General features: G+C 42.1%; 13 protein-coding genes. 6 read left to right on the forward strand and 7 right to left on the reverse strand.

The window, feature by feature from the left end:
• Nucleotides 1-2: 2 nt before the first annotated feature.
• The gene (locus tag O4M77_RS09970; RefSeq protein ID WP_180004111.1) at nucleotides 3-566 is read left to right on the forward strand and encodes a PilZ domain-containing protein; all 564 of its coding nucleotides are present in this window, start codon (nucleotides 3-5) and stop codon (nucleotides 564-566) included.
• A gap of 20 nt (nucleotides 567-586) precedes the next feature.
• Here the strand turns inward: O4M77_RS09970 and O4M77_RS09975 are convergent, their stop codons facing one another.
• Nucleotides 587-1,480, reverse strand: coding sequence for a DMT family transporter (locus O4M77_RS09975; protein ID WP_180104421.1), 894 nt, complete (start codon nucleotides 1,478-1,480; stop codon nucleotides 587-589).
• A 15-nt stretch (nucleotides 1,481-1,495) separates the two neighbouring features.
• Nucleotides 1,496-1,981 (reverse strand): YaiI/YqxD family protein, encoded by a 486-nt coding sequence (locus O4M77_RS09980; RefSeq protein WP_159124052.1) that lies wholly within the window; start codon nucleotides 1,979-1,981, stop codon nucleotides 1,496-1,498.
• A 249-nt stretch (nucleotides 1,982-2,230) separates the two neighbouring features.
• Between O4M77_RS09980 and O4M77_RS09985 the strand changes: the two genes are divergently transcribed.
• Nucleotides 2,231-3,163 carry a hypothetical protein gene (locus O4M77_RS09985; RefSeq protein ID WP_159124053.1) on the forward strand — a complete coding sequence of 311 codons (933 nt, stop codon included), beginning with the start codon at nucleotides 2,231-2,233 and terminating at the stop codon, nucleotides 3,161-3,163.
• A gap of 599 nt (nucleotides 3,164-3,762) precedes the next feature.
• On the opposite strand, the gene serC is transcribed toward O4M77_RS09985, so the two are convergent.
• Nucleotides 3,763-4,845 carry a 3-phosphoserine/phosphohydroxythreonine transaminase gene (serC, locus tag O4M77_RS09990; protein ID WP_166137710.1) on the reverse strand — a complete coding sequence of 361 codons (1,083 nt, stop codon included), beginning with the start codon at nucleotides 4,843-4,845 and terminating at the stop codon, nucleotides 3,763-3,765.
• A 436-nt stretch (nucleotides 4,846-5,281) separates the two neighbouring features.
• Here serC and O4M77_RS09995 point away from each other — a divergent pair, with 436 nt between their 5' ends.
• From O4M77_RS09995 to O4M77_RS10010, 4 genes are read left to right on the forward strand one after another with little or no spacing between them, the layout of a single operon-like run.
• Nucleotides 5,282-6,763, forward strand: a complete 1,482-nt coding sequence (locus tag O4M77_RS09995; RefSeq protein ID WP_323713425.1) for a TolC family protein — start codon at nucleotides 5,282-5,284, stop codon at nucleotides 6,761-6,763.
• Between the two features lie 11 nt (nucleotides 6,764-6,774).
• Nucleotides 6,775-7,854: an HlyD family secretion protein gene (locus O4M77_RS10000; protein ID WP_323713426.1), complete on the forward strand. Its 1,080-nt coding sequence runs from the start codon at nucleotides 6,775-6,777 to the stop codon at nucleotides 7,852-7,854.
• On the forward strand, nucleotides 7,855-8,997 hold the full coding sequence (locus tag O4M77_RS10005) for an ABC transporter permease (RefSeq protein WP_323713427.1): 1,143 nt from the start codon (nucleotides 7,855-7,857) through the stop codon (nucleotides 8,995-8,997).
• On the forward strand, nucleotides 8,994-10,085 hold the full coding sequence (locus tag O4M77_RS10010) for an ABC transporter permease (RefSeq protein ID WP_323713428.1): 1,092 nt from the start codon (nucleotides 8,994-8,996) through the stop codon (nucleotides 10,083-10,085). The genes O4M77_RS10005 and O4M77_RS10010 overlap by 4 nt, the downstream gene beginning before the upstream one ends.
• Nucleotides 10,086-10,118: 33 nt before the next feature.
• Here the strand turns inward: O4M77_RS10010 and O4M77_RS10015 are convergent, their stop codons facing one another.
• From O4M77_RS10015 to O4M77_RS10030, 4 genes are all read right to left on the reverse strand, one after another.
• Nucleotides 10,119-10,538: a DUF3887 domain-containing protein gene (locus tag O4M77_RS10015; RefSeq protein WP_323713429.1), complete on the reverse strand. Its 420-nt coding sequence runs from the start codon at nucleotides 10,536-10,538 to the stop codon at nucleotides 10,119-10,121.
• Nucleotides 10,539-10,607: 69 nt separating this feature from the next.
• Nucleotides 10,608-13,580, reverse strand: coding sequence for a DNA gyrase subunit A (gene gyrA / locus O4M77_RS10020; RefSeq protein ID WP_323713430.1), 2,973 nt, complete (start codon nucleotides 13,578-13,580; stop codon nucleotides 10,608-10,610).
• Nucleotides 13,581-13,837: 257 nt separating this feature from the next.
• A complete protein-coding gene (locus tag O4M77_RS10025; protein ID WP_323713431.1) occupies nucleotides 13,838-14,503 on the reverse strand; it encodes a hypothetical protein in 666 nt (221 codons plus the stop codon).
• A gap of 170 nt (nucleotides 14,504-14,673) precedes the next feature.
• The gene (locus O4M77_RS10030) at nucleotides 14,674-15,606 is read right to left on the reverse strand and encodes an electron transfer flavoprotein subunit alpha/FixB family protein (RefSeq protein WP_125278450.1); all 933 of its coding nucleotides are present in this window, start codon (nucleotides 15,604-15,606) and stop codon (nucleotides 14,674-14,676) included.
• Nucleotides 15,607-15,623: the final 17 nt, after the last annotated feature.

Raw genomic sequence — 15,623 nt, forward strand, 5'->3', positions numbered from 1 at the left:
TTATGGAAAATGTACAGCATCCAAACGGATTCACTGAAAGACGAGTCATGTCTCGAATCGATGCTGCTTTACGAATCAATTATCAGATTATTTCCGATGATGTTGCCTTGAATGATCCTTACGATGCTAATTTCGTATTGCCCCGCTATTTTCTACTACTTGCAGAGCTAGATCAATTTGATCATGCTGTTAACTACGAATTAGAACAATTATCTGAAAAAGATCAACAAATTGCTCGAATCTTATCCTTATTCAACCAAAAATTAAACCTTATTACCGGTTCTTTGTATGACGCAATTGTACAAAGCATGTTACCTGTACCGGAACATGTGAACTTTTCAGAGACTGGTTTTAGCTTCTTTAGTGATCAGCCGATTAGTGAAGGCACCTATCTACATGTGACTTTAAGTCACCCGGAAAACTTCTTCCACATCGCGGCAACCGCTCAGGTGGCCTACAGTCGTGCAGAAGAAAACGGAAAATATCGTACGGGCGCTTATTTTATTACCCTGCACCCTCAGGATCGCGTCAAACTGGGCGAATGTGTGAAAGCCAGCTTTGCTTAAGACTGGCATCTATCTTTTTATTAAAGGCGGGCTTTATAGCTCGCCTTAATTTCTTTAGCGAAATAAACCACTAAGCCGAACAATAAAATTACTACACCCACCAAAGCAATGAGTGGCAATTTTTCATTATTCAATAATACGCCTACCAGCAAGGCCAGCATCGGTGTCAGGACTGTAGTTAAAGACAAAGTCGTCGGTTTAATTTTCTGTACCAGCTTGAAATAACAGAACATCGCAATCAGCGAAGCCATAATTACCGCATATACCAGACCAAATAAGGACTTGGCATGTGGCATAGCAGTGGGTGCGTATTGCCAGATAAATGGCAACATACCCAGAGAAAAAACGACTGACAAGCCAATCGAACCGGCCGCCTGTGCCATAGGATCAATTGGTGCATTAATTTTCTTCACCCAGAACATAGATACGCAATAAACTAATACACCAACCAGAGCGATCACGATTCCAATTGGCTGTATATGCTGATCTGCATCACCTAGACAGATCACCGAAAGTCCAGTTAAAGCGATTCCCATCCCCAGCCATTGATTCAGCGAAAGCTGCATCTGAAAGACAAAACGCCCAATCAGACCTGAAATGAGGGGTGCCAAGCCGAACATTAAGGCAATAATGCCAGAACTTAAATAATCCGTAGACCAGTAAGTAAAAATTTGCGAGCCGATAAAACTGCATGCACCCGCCAAGTAACTATGTAGGGAAACACGATCAAGCGGTAATCTGGTTTTAAATAACCACAATAATCCTAAGGCCAGAGGCAAAGCCAAAAAGAAGCGGATCGCCAATGCCCACATTGGATGCAAATCTTCCACACTCCAGACAATCGCGAGCGGTGTGGTGGACCAGATGAAAACCAGCAAGGCATAGGTCAACATCAGGTTACTTTTTGGGGGCATACTTAATCTCGTTTTTTATTTAATCGCAGTTTTACGTTTCTGTTTTTGAATGGTTTGATCTAGAGAGCTGGAAAACTCACGCTTATCACGTTCAGAAATCGGCGGTGGGCCACCAGTTTGCACACCGGCACCACGCAAGGTATCCATAAAATCACGTAAATGCAGACGTGCTTTGACGTTAGCCACTGTATAGATTTCACCACGCGGGTGAATCGCGATACCACCCTTCTCGATGACTTGAGCAGCCAAGGGTATATCCTGCGTCACCACAATGTCATGCTCTTTCATACGGTCAACAATTTCCTGATCCGCCGCATCTGCCCCGCTCATGACCTGAATAGAATTGATACGAATCGACGGTGTAATCCCTACCGGCTGATTAGCCACAAAAGTGACTTCAAGCTGATAACGATCGGAGGCACGGATAATCACATCTTTCAGAATACGAGGTAATGCATCTGCATCGACCCAAAGTTTGAATGGCAACACACAGCTTTCCATAAGGGAGAAATTTGGACTAGTGTAGCAAATCAGAGAATGCAGGTTGATGCTTAAAAACGCTCTTTCTCTGAATATCCTGGTATTTAAATACTCAACTCAACCGTATTAAATGAGTCAGCCACTCACAACTAGAAAAATATTTGACTTCACATGATTTGCATTTTAATTTTTAAATTCATTCGAGTGACTTGAAAAATCGCAATGACCCTCGATTAACTATAAATAAGTCATCCAAGATCAATTGTGCATATGAAAAAACAGAATAGCCCAGAGATCATCACTATTGATGATCAGAATTTCGGTAGTCATGTCGAACATTGGACCTTGCTTACTGAAAACCCAGGCACAGATGTTCCTCAATGGTTAGGCAAAGCCCTTGATGCACCTGTAATGCCGATGGGCTTGTGTACACAAGAATGCGATATGGATGAAACCACCTGGCTGATTCAGGGACCGAGCAAAGCTGCGGTACAGTTAAGCCAAGTGATTGCCGTAGAAAATAACAAGCCACAGGCTGTGAAAACCGCATTTCCGGGTTTTGACAGTCCCTACCAGGTGAAAGCCACGATTGACCGGATTATTTCTTGTAAATCCGACACCCAAGCTGTGTTGCGTCTCAATCTGGGTGCCAACAATATCATCTATGCCTTTGATACGCTGTACAGCGTCAACCGGTCGCATTATGAAAAAGACCAGTCTTATATCGTCAACTTAAATGCCTGGGCTTATGAACTGGAAGTGGTGACTGACCATGAACATTTAGTCGTGGATGATCCTGCCTCTATCAAACATCACCGTGCCCTGAATGCAATTCTTGCGGAAAATAATGGTGTTGCACCGGATAATTTACAGGAACAGATCGATGCTTGGGAGCCGAAATCTGAAGAAGACAAAGAACCGGTAACGGTTGATTTCTCCAAAATGGTCGCTTATCTCTATGGTGAGACCATGGGTCAGGAAGATGAAGCCTGGTTCCAGGGCAATATTGTCGGTAAAACTTCAATGCAATTTATGGATCAGGACTACATGCTCTATGATGTTACCCTGATTCATGATGAAGGCCAGCCGGCTACCTTGATCCGTGTAGCCACCCGCAATGACAAGCATAAAGATTTCCAGATTGGTCAATATATTCGGGGCAATCTGTGGATTCAGGCCAATATCTATCGAAAAGCAGCTTAAGCTGAATATCCAGATCGGAGGCTCATATTTTTATATGAGTCTCCTGTTTTTTATTTATTTTAGTGCGATATTCTCTCAATTCTGATTATTTTTTATCCACAATTGAAATCAGAATTAATGGATTTTGAATTTATTAAAAATAGATTTATCCACAGATTTAAATTCAAATAAATTCATTTTCAATGTTATCTTAAACTGAATAATCATATTAAAAACATTATAAAAATAATGACTTAATATAATAGTTCTATTTTTATGAATATATTGAGGCCAGTTATTTAAATAAAATTAATACTTTATGAAGTTTAGTTAAGAATGGACTTTATTTAATCAATTTTTTATGGTAAAAATACGATCAACAAATAATCATTTACGATAAATAGATCGGATAATAAATATCTATGAAAATCGTTCAAGAAGAAAATTTACAGCAGGTTGAGCATCATCTTGGCTCGCGTTATCAGCTTGATATGATGTCATGCCTATTTTTCGTATTGGGTATGCTCATTTGCGGCTATATCTTACATAACTTTGTTTTTTAACCCGAATTAAATGATAAAAAAACCCGGCCAATTGCCGGGTTTTTTAATTCTCAGGAATTAAGCATTGCGTTTAGCAAAGTCATCCATGAAGTTTACCAATGCCTGTACACCTTCTAACGGTACGGCATTGTAAATGCTGGCACGCATACCGCCTACTGAACGGTGGCCGGCAAGGTTAAGCAAATGGTTTTCTTTTGCTTCTTGCAGGAACTGTTTTTCAAGTTCAGGATTTGCCAAGGTAAATGGAACGTTCATGATTGAACGGTTTTCTTTGGCAATCGGATTTGCATAGAAGTCGCTAGAATCGATATAGCCATAAAGCAATTCAGCTTTTTGCAGGTTCACTTTATGAATCGCGTCTACACCGCCCTGTTCCAGTAACCATTCAAATACCAGACCAGATAGATACCATGCATAAGTTGATGGTGTGTTGACCATCGAACCGTTTTTCGCTTGATCTGCATATTTCAGGATGCTTGGAATTTCAGGTTTTGCCTGATCAAGCAGATCTTCACGGATAATAACCAGTGTTAAACCTGCAGGACCAATATTCTTTTGCGCACCGGCATAGATCAGACCGAATTTAGAAACATCAATCGGTGCAGACAGAATGCTTGAAGAAAAATCACATACGAGTGGCTTATCAGTTTCTGGCACATGGGCAAATTGCAGACCGCCAATAGTTTCGTTATCTGCATAATGCACATAAGCGGCATCATCAGAAAGATTCCATGTGCTTTGATCAGCAATCGCTAATTTACCATCTTCAGTTTTAATGCCTGCTTCAACCACATTGATATCGCCATAGCGTTTAGCTTCTTTCAATGCTTTTTCAGACCAGATACCGGTACGGATATAGTCAGCTTTGTTGTTTTTACCCAGCAAGTTCAATGGAATTGCCGAGAATTGCAAAGATGCACCACCCTGCAAGAACAGTACTTTATAGTTCTCAGGAATATTCATGAGTTTGCGAAGGTCTGCTTCTGCCTTTTCCGCAACTGCAACATAGTCTGCACTACGGTGGCTCATTTCCATGATCGAAAGACCTTTGCCCTGCCAGTCAAGCATTTCAGCTTGAGCCTTTTCAAGTACGGCAGTAGGTAATGCAGCAGGACCAGCACAGAAGTTGTACGCGCGCATGATTTTTCCTTTCAGAGTGAAACACAATAAAATGATGGCATTTAACCATATCTGGACGCCGCTTGCACAAAATTATTTCTATCCAAGAATGAAGATAGAGTCAAAAAACCAATCTAGATTCAAGGGATAATTTGAATATCTTTGATTTTTTTGTTCTAACTCGGTGATTTCATTTATGAGAAATTGTACAGCTAAAAATATTCAATCTCATCCAATGCTTAGAAGATGTTGAATCGGCCGCTAATATAAAATAATTGAAAAATGAAGTTAAACTCGGCTCAAGTTTTAGAGTGACATAGAACTATCAGCTTGAAACTTGAGAAGTGAATTGTTTCAAATTACAACAATACTACAACTTAACCCATTCCTGCACTGCAAGCACTTGATTTATAATGCAGCTTAGACTGAATTAATGTGACTTTTACATTACCACTTTATGAATATGAAGAAAAATAAACAATGTGTCTGCTGGGGTCTGACTGTGCTTGCATCTATGATGTATGGCAGTTTTGCTTATGCACAAAGCATCAGCTTTAAGGATGCAGAACAACAATTGTTGCAACGTTCCTATAGTAGCCAGGCTTTTCAAAGTCTGGAGCAAGCGTCAAAACTTGAAGCAGAAGCTGTCAAAGGTATTGGCCTACCTCGTGTTGACCTGAATGTTCGTGCCTATGCCTTTCATAGTGAAGTCGATATTCCATTAAAGCAGTTTAAAAATAATCTGGAAAATTCACTCTCTCAAGGCGTGAATGGCCGGCTTAATGAGTGGGAAGCCAGTAATGGTGTGGATCTACCTGCAGGTATTACTGATCCACTGCGTGAAGGACTTAACAATACTATTCATAGCGGAGTTGGTCTGATTCCGGATACGTCTAATGTAGTCCTTGAAGATCAGGTGATTCGTCCCACTGTTTCCGTGATGATGCCACTATATACCGGAGGCCTCACCCGTAACGCCAAAGAAATTGCCAATATTCAGTCAGGACGTAGCGAACTTAGTAATCAGCAGCAACAGGATACGCAGCGTTTTGAACTAATTCAGTCCTACTTCAATGTGCAGCTACAAAAACAGTTACTGGATGCGGCACTTTTTAATTCAAATGCCATGCAACAACATTATCGTAATGCTCTGAAGCTGGAACAGCAGGGTTTTATCAGTAAAGGTCAACGCATGCAGTTCGAAGTGGCACGCAATAATGCTGAACGCGCACAACAAAATGCCCAAGCCAATCTGAATGCTGCCCTATTTCAGCTAAATAATCTGTTGCTGGATAGCAATATCACCGAGCTAAGCACACCTTTGTTTGTGAATCGTGCTGAACCACAAAATGTGAATATTCTGCTCAGCAGTTTTAGTCAGAACTCTCCCCTGATCAAAAAAATGCAGATGGATACCGAACTGGCCAAAGCCAATGTCAAAGCCCAGCAGGCCGCTAAAAAGCCAAATGTTTTTGCGTTTGGTGAATATAGCCTGGATCAACATCAAAACTGGATTGTGGGTGTAGCTGCACGCTATAACCTGTTCTCAGGCATTGATAAAAATAAAAATATTCAGGCTGCTGAGCTGAAACGCTATGCCGCTGAACTCATGACGGCGCGTACCCAACAGGAGATTGAAAACCTGATTTATAAATCATTTAGTGAAGCAGTCAGCGCCCAGCAAAGTGATGCTCTACTTCAGCAGAATCTGAAAGCAGCTCAGGAAAATCTGCGTATTCAGGAGTTATCCTTTAAGGAAGATGTCGGGACAGCCACTCAGGTCATCGATGCCCAAAACATGCTCAGCAGTTTAAAAGCAGAAATGGCATTAAATGCTTATAAATATGTGATATCTCTTGCGACCTTATTACAGAGCCATGGCTCAATTGTGGAATTTCCAAACTATATGCAACATGCCAACACCCACTATATTCGTTAATGGAGCCAGACATGACAGATGAGCAAAAGCCAGAACATCCTGTTGATAAAACGGCTTCAGAAATCAATTACAGTGAATCAGAGCCAGGTAATCCTGAAAGCAAAGAAAAAAAATCGCACAAAAAATATCTGCTTTTAGGGCTGATTCCAGTCATTCTTGCTTTGATTGGGTTTGGCCTATGGAAAACTTATCAACCCAAAGAAATCGAGCTACAAGGCCGGGTTGAGGCAGAGACCGTTCAAGTGGCCACCAAAGTTCCAAGTCGGATTGAAAAGATTTATGTGCAGGAAGGCGATAACGTCAAGAAAGGTCAGGCGCTGGTAAAATTGCATAGTCCTGAAATTGAGGCGAAAAAGCAGCAGGCTTTAGCCACTTTACAGTCTGCATTAGCACTTCAGTCCACCGCAGAACGTGGTTCTCAGGAAGAAAATATCGCTTCTCTGTATGCCAACTGGCAGTCACTAAAAGCACAGGAGCAACTCGCTAAAACTTCCTATCAACGTGGAGCCAATCTATTTAAGGAAGGCGTCATTTCCCGCCAGCGCCGAGATGAACTGTTTGCAGCTTCACAATCTGCATCCCAAATGACCGAAGCTGCTTATCAGCAATATGCCCGGGCTAAACGCGGCAGTACACCAGAACAGAAAAGTTCAGCAGATGCTCAGGTCGATATAGCCCGTGCAGCAGTCGCCGAAGCCAATGCACTAGAAGCAGAAACTGAATTATTGGCACCGATTGATGGTACCGTCTCCAAAACCTATGGAAATACCACTGAGCTGGTGGCAACCGCAGTGCCAGTGGTCAGCCTGATCTCGGCAGAACGCTGGATCAGCCTGAATATTCGTGAAGACCAATATGCCGCTTTAGGTAAACAGCAACAGCTTGAAGGTTTTATTCCGGCACTGAATCAATCAGCCACTTTTAAAGTAAAAAATATTAGTGCTGAAGGTGAATTTGCCACCATTAAAACCACGCGCCAAACCGGTGGTTATGATGTCCGCAGTTTTAAAGTTCATCTTGTGCCAGTCACTGAAATGCCTGAGCTAAAAGTCGGGATGAGCGTGCTGTTTAAATTAAAAGAGCCAAAATAAATGGCATCTGGATTCTGGGCGGGTATTCAGCGTGAAATACGCTATTTATGCAGAGAAAAATGGGATCTGGCTCTGGTCCTGCTCGCCCCTGCCTGTATTCTGATTTTACTTGGTAGCATGTTTGCCAAAGGCAAACCGGATCATCTACCAATCGCCATTATTGATCAGGATCAAAGTAGCCTGAGCAGCAAGATTTATGATCATTTATCTTTGAATCATACTCTACAAGTGCATACTGTTTCTGATCAAACAGTCGAAATCGAAAAGTTATTAAACGAGAATAAAATCTGGGGTTATATTCATATTCCTGCCGGAGCCGAGCAGCGACTGGTCAAAGCTCAGGATGCTGAAATTAGTATTGCTTTCAACCAGAGCTATTTCAGTATCGGTAATACCATTTCTTCAGCCATGTTATTGAGTACCTTGCAGGCTCTGGCTGAATTTACTGGTAAGCAGTATCTAGGCAACACGCTCCCCTATCTGGATGCACCGACACCGAACATTAAAATTTCCCCACTATATAATCCGCAGCTGAATTATGAATTTTATCTGGAACCTTACATGGTGCCAGCAATTTTGCACTTGTTATTATGTTGCTGTGTAGCTTTTGCTGTGGGTCAGGAAATTAAACGACATACCGTTAGTCATTGGATTGCCCAACAAAACTTGTGGTCGGCACTACTGTCAAAAAATCTGGTTTATGTAGCAATCTTTTGTTTCTGGACTTGGGCTTGGATGTTTTGGCTGGTCGAAATTCGCGGCTGGTTTATTGCCGGGTCATTATGGCTAATTCTTCTGGCTCAAATACTGTTCTATAGTGCCTATGCCTTTATCAGTAGTGCTGTGGTTCTGGCTACTCAGGACCTAACCAAATCTTTTGGTCTACTAGCAGTTTATGGTGGTTCATCGCTCAGTTTTGCTGGGGTAACTTTACCTCTTAATAATGCTCCACTATTCACCCAGTTCTGGGCCAATATTATTCCTTATACACCCTATGCCAAATTACAGACGGAGCAATGGGTGATTGGCAGTCCGCTCTATCTTTCACTGCAACCGATATTCGTACTCATCATTTATGTCTTGCTTTATGCTGTGCTGGCCTATACCTTTCTCAAAAAAACAGCCAAAGGAGTGTCAGCATGAAATCACTCTGGAAAGCTTATTGCCAAACTTTTAAAGACATTATTAGCAATACCAGTATTTTTACCACACTGATTTTATCGGTTCTGTTTTACAGTTTTTTTTATCCGACCGCATATAAGGCAGAACAGGCAGAAGCCTTGCCGATTATTATTGTCGACGAAGAGCAAAGTGCTTTAACCAATACCATTATCAGTCATGTCAGCCAAAGCCCGAATGTAGAGATTAAGGCGGTGACTGGAAATTTTGCTGAAGCTAAACACTGGGTGGAAACTCAAAAAGCCGACGGGATTTTATTATTACCAGATAATCTTTCTCAATCTATCCGGCATGGTGAAAATGGCGGGATTGGGCTGTACTTAAGTGCTGCTAACTTTTTAATTACCAAACAGATTGGTTTGGGCTTGGTCTCTTCAGTAGAAAATACCTTAAGTGAATATGCTGAACGCTTTAGCGAGATTTCACACTTCTCTCCTGCCCTATCCATTCACCAGATTCCACTATTTAATACACTCTCTGGCTATGGCAGCTATGTGTTTCCCGCTGTTGCACCGTTGATTATTCATCAGACTATTTTTCTGGGACTGAGCATGCTGATTGCAATGTATCGGGAAAATAAACAGGTGATTAATCTGACCACCTTAAGTGGCCTCAGCTTGGCAATTCTGACCATTGGATGTTTAGGTTGTTATTACCTGTTTGGATTTACCTTCTGGTATTTTGATTATCCCCGTGGCGGAAATTTCTGGGGGATGCTGCTCGCTGTACCCATCTTTGTATTCTGCATGATTGGTATCACAGTACTGTTTGCCAGCTTTCTGGACATGCCAGAACGCGCCGGTCATATCATTGTTTTTACTTCGATTCCGCTCTTTATGCTTTCAGGAGTCGCCTGGCCACATGCTGCCATGCCAGTCTGGGTCCAACTTATTGGGCAAGCCTTACCTTCGACCCAAATCGTGCAGATGTTTATTCAACTCAATCAGATGGGTGTGCCCACTTATATGATTCTAGGAAAGCTTGCTTATCTATTGGTGATCGGCATCATCTGTATGGTCTTAGGCTATTATCGGCTACGCCCACGTTCTTAAATCTGGATTTACTCAGGCTATTCGCATTGAAAATTATTCACCAAATACCTGAATATTAAAATTGCGGATTTTAGTACTGCCATTCGGCCGGTCAAAACTCACATCATACTGAACCAGATTTTTTGGATAGGCAATTTCATAACTCACCTTGTATTCACTTGGTTTGCCGTTATTTTCCTCTAAGTTCTTTCTCATGATAGTCTTGGACTTATATTCACCTTGCGGAATTGAACGTGAAAAACGCTTCATGATTTTTTCATTGTTTTGAAACTCTGCCTGCAACTTAGGCTCAAGCTGAGCTAAAAACTCGTCATATTTTCCATCACGCAGGTCTTCATAAGCTACTTGCGCAGCCTTTTCCTGCTCAGGGCTTGGATCGGGCATACTGTCCATTGCATTATTACAGCCACTAAGTGCAATAGCTGCGGTCAAAAGCATCAATCTGGTTTTCATTATTTATCTCTCATTTAGCCGATGTGTAAAAAAGGACGCCGAAGCGCCCTTTTTCATCAGTAGCAGAACTTATTCCTCTACTGTATTGTCATCATCTTTTTCAGCTGCTTGTGCATCAGTTACATCATCAGCTGCAGATTCAGTATTTTCAATATCTTCCAATATTTCCAACTCATCTTCAACTGCTTCAATCGCTTCCACACCCACCAGTTTTTCATCTTCAGCCAGACGGATCAGACGAACACCTTGTGCATTACGGCCAGTCTGTGCCACTTCAGAAGCACGGGTACGAACCAGAGTGCCGCCATCAGAAATTAGCATCAGTTCTTTAGATGCGTCAATCGCAACTGCACCGACCAGCTCACCGTTACGTTCTGAGGTCTTAATCGCAATTACGCCCTTACCGCCACGTTTCTTGGTTGGGAAGTCATCTACCGGGGTACGTTTACCATAACCATTTGCAGAAGCACACAGCACTTCACCGGTTTCAGGTACCACCACTAGAGATACGATACGGCTAATGAAGTTAGCTTCAGTTGCATCTTCATCATCAGATTCAATATCTGCATCTTCTGCATCTTCAACCTGAGAAGCACCGATGGTCACGCGCATACCGCGTACACCTTTGGCTGAACGACCCATTGAACGTACGTCAGTCTCTGCGAAACGAATTGCTTTACCTTCGTTCGAGAACAACATGATTTGCTGTTCACCGTCAGTAATCGCAACACCAATTAAGGTGTCATCGCCATTCAGTTCAATCGCACGTAAACCGTTTGAACGAACATTCGAGAATTGTTCCAGTTCTACACGTTTAATCGTACCGTACTCAGTCGCCATAAACACATAGAAGTTCTTACGAACAGCTTCGGCTTGCTGTGCAAAGTCATTGATGATGTCAGCATCAAGATCAGTGGTTGAAAGTGCTAAACCAAGCTCTTTCAATTGAACACGCAGTGCATCAGAAATATCATCTGCACCATCTTCAGATTCAGCAAGAGCAGCTTCTAGTGCCGCAAAGTGACTATTGATCACTTCATTGGTTTGCAGCTGGGCAGCATTGGTCTTCACAAATGCCTTGAAGTCAGCCAGACGTTCTTTGAATTTCTTCGGTGCATCAATCACTGGCAAGATAGCAGTAATGGTTTCGTTGTCATCCAGCGGCAACAAGTTCACCATTGGGCGACCTTTGGCACCACGCGAAGCTTGTGGCACCTCATAAACTTTCAGGCGATAAACCTTACCGACATTGGTGAAGCAAAGTACCGTAGCATGGTTCGATGTTACAACCATGTGCTGGATGTAATCGTCTTCTTTCATGCTGGTTGCAGACTTACCACGACCGCCACGACGTTGCGCAGCATAGTCAGATAATGGTTGAGTTTTCGCATAACCAGTTTTTGAAACCGTAAGAACCATTTGTTCTTCAGGAATCAGGTCTTCACGAGAGAAGTCGATACGAGACTCAACGATATCTGTTTTACGCGCATCGCCATATTGCTGAAGAATTAGCGCTAGCTCTTCTTTAATCACGTTCATCAATAAGTTGAAGTCATTTAAGATGGCTGTGTATTCAGCAATTTGACCTAAGATTTCAGAATATTCAGCTTGAAGTTTATCCTGCTCAAGACCGGTCAAACGGTGTAAACGCAATTCCATAATCGCGTTGACTTGAGTCGGAGATAAACGATACACATCGCCATCAATACCAAATGGACGGTTTGGATCTTCACCTTCAATTTCATCAGGACGTACAGAAACAGCACCCGCTTTTTCGAGCAAGGCTGCTACACCGCCTGCTGCCCACTCGCCTGCCTGTAAACGCTCACGCGCTTCAGCCGGGTTGGCAGAAGTTTTAATGGTTTCGATGATGGCATCAATATTTGCCAGAGCAACGGTTAAACCTTCTAAAATATGACCACGTTCACGTGCTTTGCGCAGTTCGTACATAGTACGACGTGTCACGACTTCTTGACGGTGACGAATAAACGCAGCGATGATGTCTTTCAGATTCATCAATTTCGGCTGGCCATTGTCCAGGCAAACCATGTTAATGCTGAAAGAATTTTCTAACTGTGTATTCTGGAACAGGTTATTGACGATGACTTCAGCATTTTCACCACGCTTCAGGTCAATCGCAATACGCATCCCTTCTTTGTCAGATTCATCACGAAGTTCAGAAATGCCTTCAAGTTTTTTCTCTTTGACCAGCTCGGCGATACGTTCAATCGTTTTCGCTTTGTTGACCTGATAAGGAATTTCTGTGAAGACAATCGTAGTACGGCCAGATTTGGCATCTTCTTCAAAGTGATATTTACCACGAATATGCAAACGGCCTTTACCGGTACGATAGGCATCCACGATACCTGATTTACCGTAAATAATACCGCCCGTTGGGAAATCTGGACCGGAAATGTATTCCATCAAACCTTCGATGCTGATATTTGGATTATCTGCATAAGCCAGACACGCATTCACTACTTCAGTCATGTTGTGTGGCGCCATATTGGTCGCCATACCGACTGCAATACCAGCCGCACCATTCACCAACAGGTTCGGAATACGAGTTGGCATGACTTGCGGAATACGCTCAGAACCGTCGTAGTTATCTTCCCAGTCAACTGTATCTTTTTCCAGATCGGCCAGTAATTCATGGGTTAGCTTACGCATACGAACTTCGGTATAACGCATTGCCGCAGCGCTATCGCCATCGATCGAACCAAAGTTCCCTTGACCATCAACCAGTTGGTAGCGCAGACTAAAGTCCTGAGCCATACGGACAATGGTTTCATAAACAGCAAAATCACCATGTGGATGATATTTACCGATGACATCACCTACAACACGGGCAGACTTTTTGTAAGCTTTGTTGTAGTCATTGCCCAATTCGTGCATTGCGAAAAGCACACGACGATGAACAGGTTTTAGACCATCTCGTACATCCGGCAAGGCACGTGAAACAATCACGCTCATTGCATAGTCTAAATACGAGTGCTTGAGTTCATCCTCAATGGCAATCGGTCTAATTTCCGATACGCTCATGCATACTCCTTATTCTACAAGCCAGATTTGGCTTGCATTTATATGTCGTAAATCCAGCTATAAATTGGCTCAAAAAAAAGCTGAACCAATATTAAAATTTAGTCGTACAGTATAGCATAATCTAGGCTAAATTTACCTGTTTCAGCCCCAACTATCCACAGGATTTTTAGTAGAAATTTTAATCACTTCACAATATTTTGATATTAAAAAACCTCTGCTTGCAGAGGTTCATTTTTTTCTTCAAAAAAGCAAGTCACTTAAATATGAAGTTTAGAATCTATATCGGACAAATCATCTTCAGCTATGACCTGACTAGTTGATTTTGTCACAGCACAATCTTGCTTCATTAATGGATAAGCGACCAGGAATAAGCCGATAATAAGCGGAAATTCGTATAGTTCTTCCATCAAATCTTTATAGATAAAATCTGTAAAAATAAAATGAATAAAAAACCGATTATGTTCAATGCCATCAGACATCAGCAAGCCAATGAAAGCTAATATGAGTGCCCAAATTGGAAGTGATACATGCTTAAACTTATAAGCAATTTCTTGACGCAAAGGTGCTAAAAACAGCATAAACACCACGGGTGCAATCACAAGAACCGAAATACCACGGAAATAGATTTTTGGCACTTCCGGGAAATAGTCACGTCCCCAACTGGTACTTCTACCAAACAGCATAATCCACCATGCAACTGACCAGAGCCAAAATTGTTTTTGACCTTTACTTAATTCAAATGGACGGATATAGAAAAAACTAAATACGGCAAAACTAAACAACATTAATGCTTGAATTGACTCAACTGCTGTAACCGTCATACCTCCTAACAAAGGAAGGTGCAAACTCGGGAGAAAAGGGAAAATCAAACAGCAGATCATCATTACCAAAATACTGACTGGTAACTGAAAATCAAATTTCACGGATACTCCGCCAAATGGCAAGCTTAATAAAAGTTTAATATTAACACAAAATATACAATAACCAAAATTTCGAGTCAGAAATGGACGACTTGTTAGTTAGATTAATTATTTAGATTAAAAAAAAAGAAAAACGCTCCTAAAGGAGCGTTTTTTTGAAACTGATTCAGAAATTAGATTTTAGAAACCAATTCAGGAATTACAGTGTTCAGGTCACCTACTAACCAGTAGTCTGCTACTGCATTAATTGGAGCTTCTTCATCTTTGTTGATCGCAACGATCACTTTAGATTCTTTCATACCTGCCAAGTGCTGGATCGCACCAGAGATACCTACAGCGATGTACAGGTCAGGTGCAACGATCTTACCAGTTTGACCAACCTGCATATCGTTAGGAACGAAACCAGCATCAACTGCAGCACGTGAAGCACCTTGAGCAGCGCCAAGTTTGTCAGCTAGTGGATCAAGGATTTTGTGGTAGTTCTCACCAGAACCTACACCACGACCACCAGAAACGACGATACGAGCAGCTGTCAATTCAGGACGTTCAGATTTAACGATTTCTTCATTAATGAACTTAGAAATACCAGCATCACCAGTAGAAGCAGCAGCTTCAACCGCAGCAGAACCACCTTCAGCAGCAACCGCATCAAATGCAGTACCACGAACAGTTGCAACGATTACTGATTCAGAAGACTCAACAGTTGCAATCGCGTTACCTGCATAGATCGGACGCTTGAATGTATTTGCAGAATCAACAGCGATGATGTCTGTGATCATGCTGACATCAAGAAGTGCAGCAGCGCGTGGCAGAATGTTTTTGCCAGTTGTAGTAGAAGCAGCAAGAATATGGCTATAGCCTTTACCTAATTCTGCAACCAGTTTTGCTACGTTTTCAGCCAGTTGGTTTGCATAAGCAGCGTCGTCAGCAAGTAAAACTTTGCTTACACCCGCAACTTTAGCTGCCTGATCAGCAACTGCTTGAGCGCCAGAACCAGCAACCAATACAGTGATATCACCACCGATTTTTTGCGCCGCAGCAACAACGTTTAAAGTAGCAGCGTTAAGTGCTTTGTTGTCGTGCTCAGCGATTACTAAAATACTCATGATTTTTATCCTTCTGT

The sequence above is a fragment of the Acinetobacter sp. YWS30-1 genome, assembly GCF_033558715.1.
In the GTDB taxonomy this organism is placed as follows: Bacteria; Pseudomonadota; Gammaproteobacteria; order Pseudomonadales; family Moraxellaceae; genus Acinetobacter.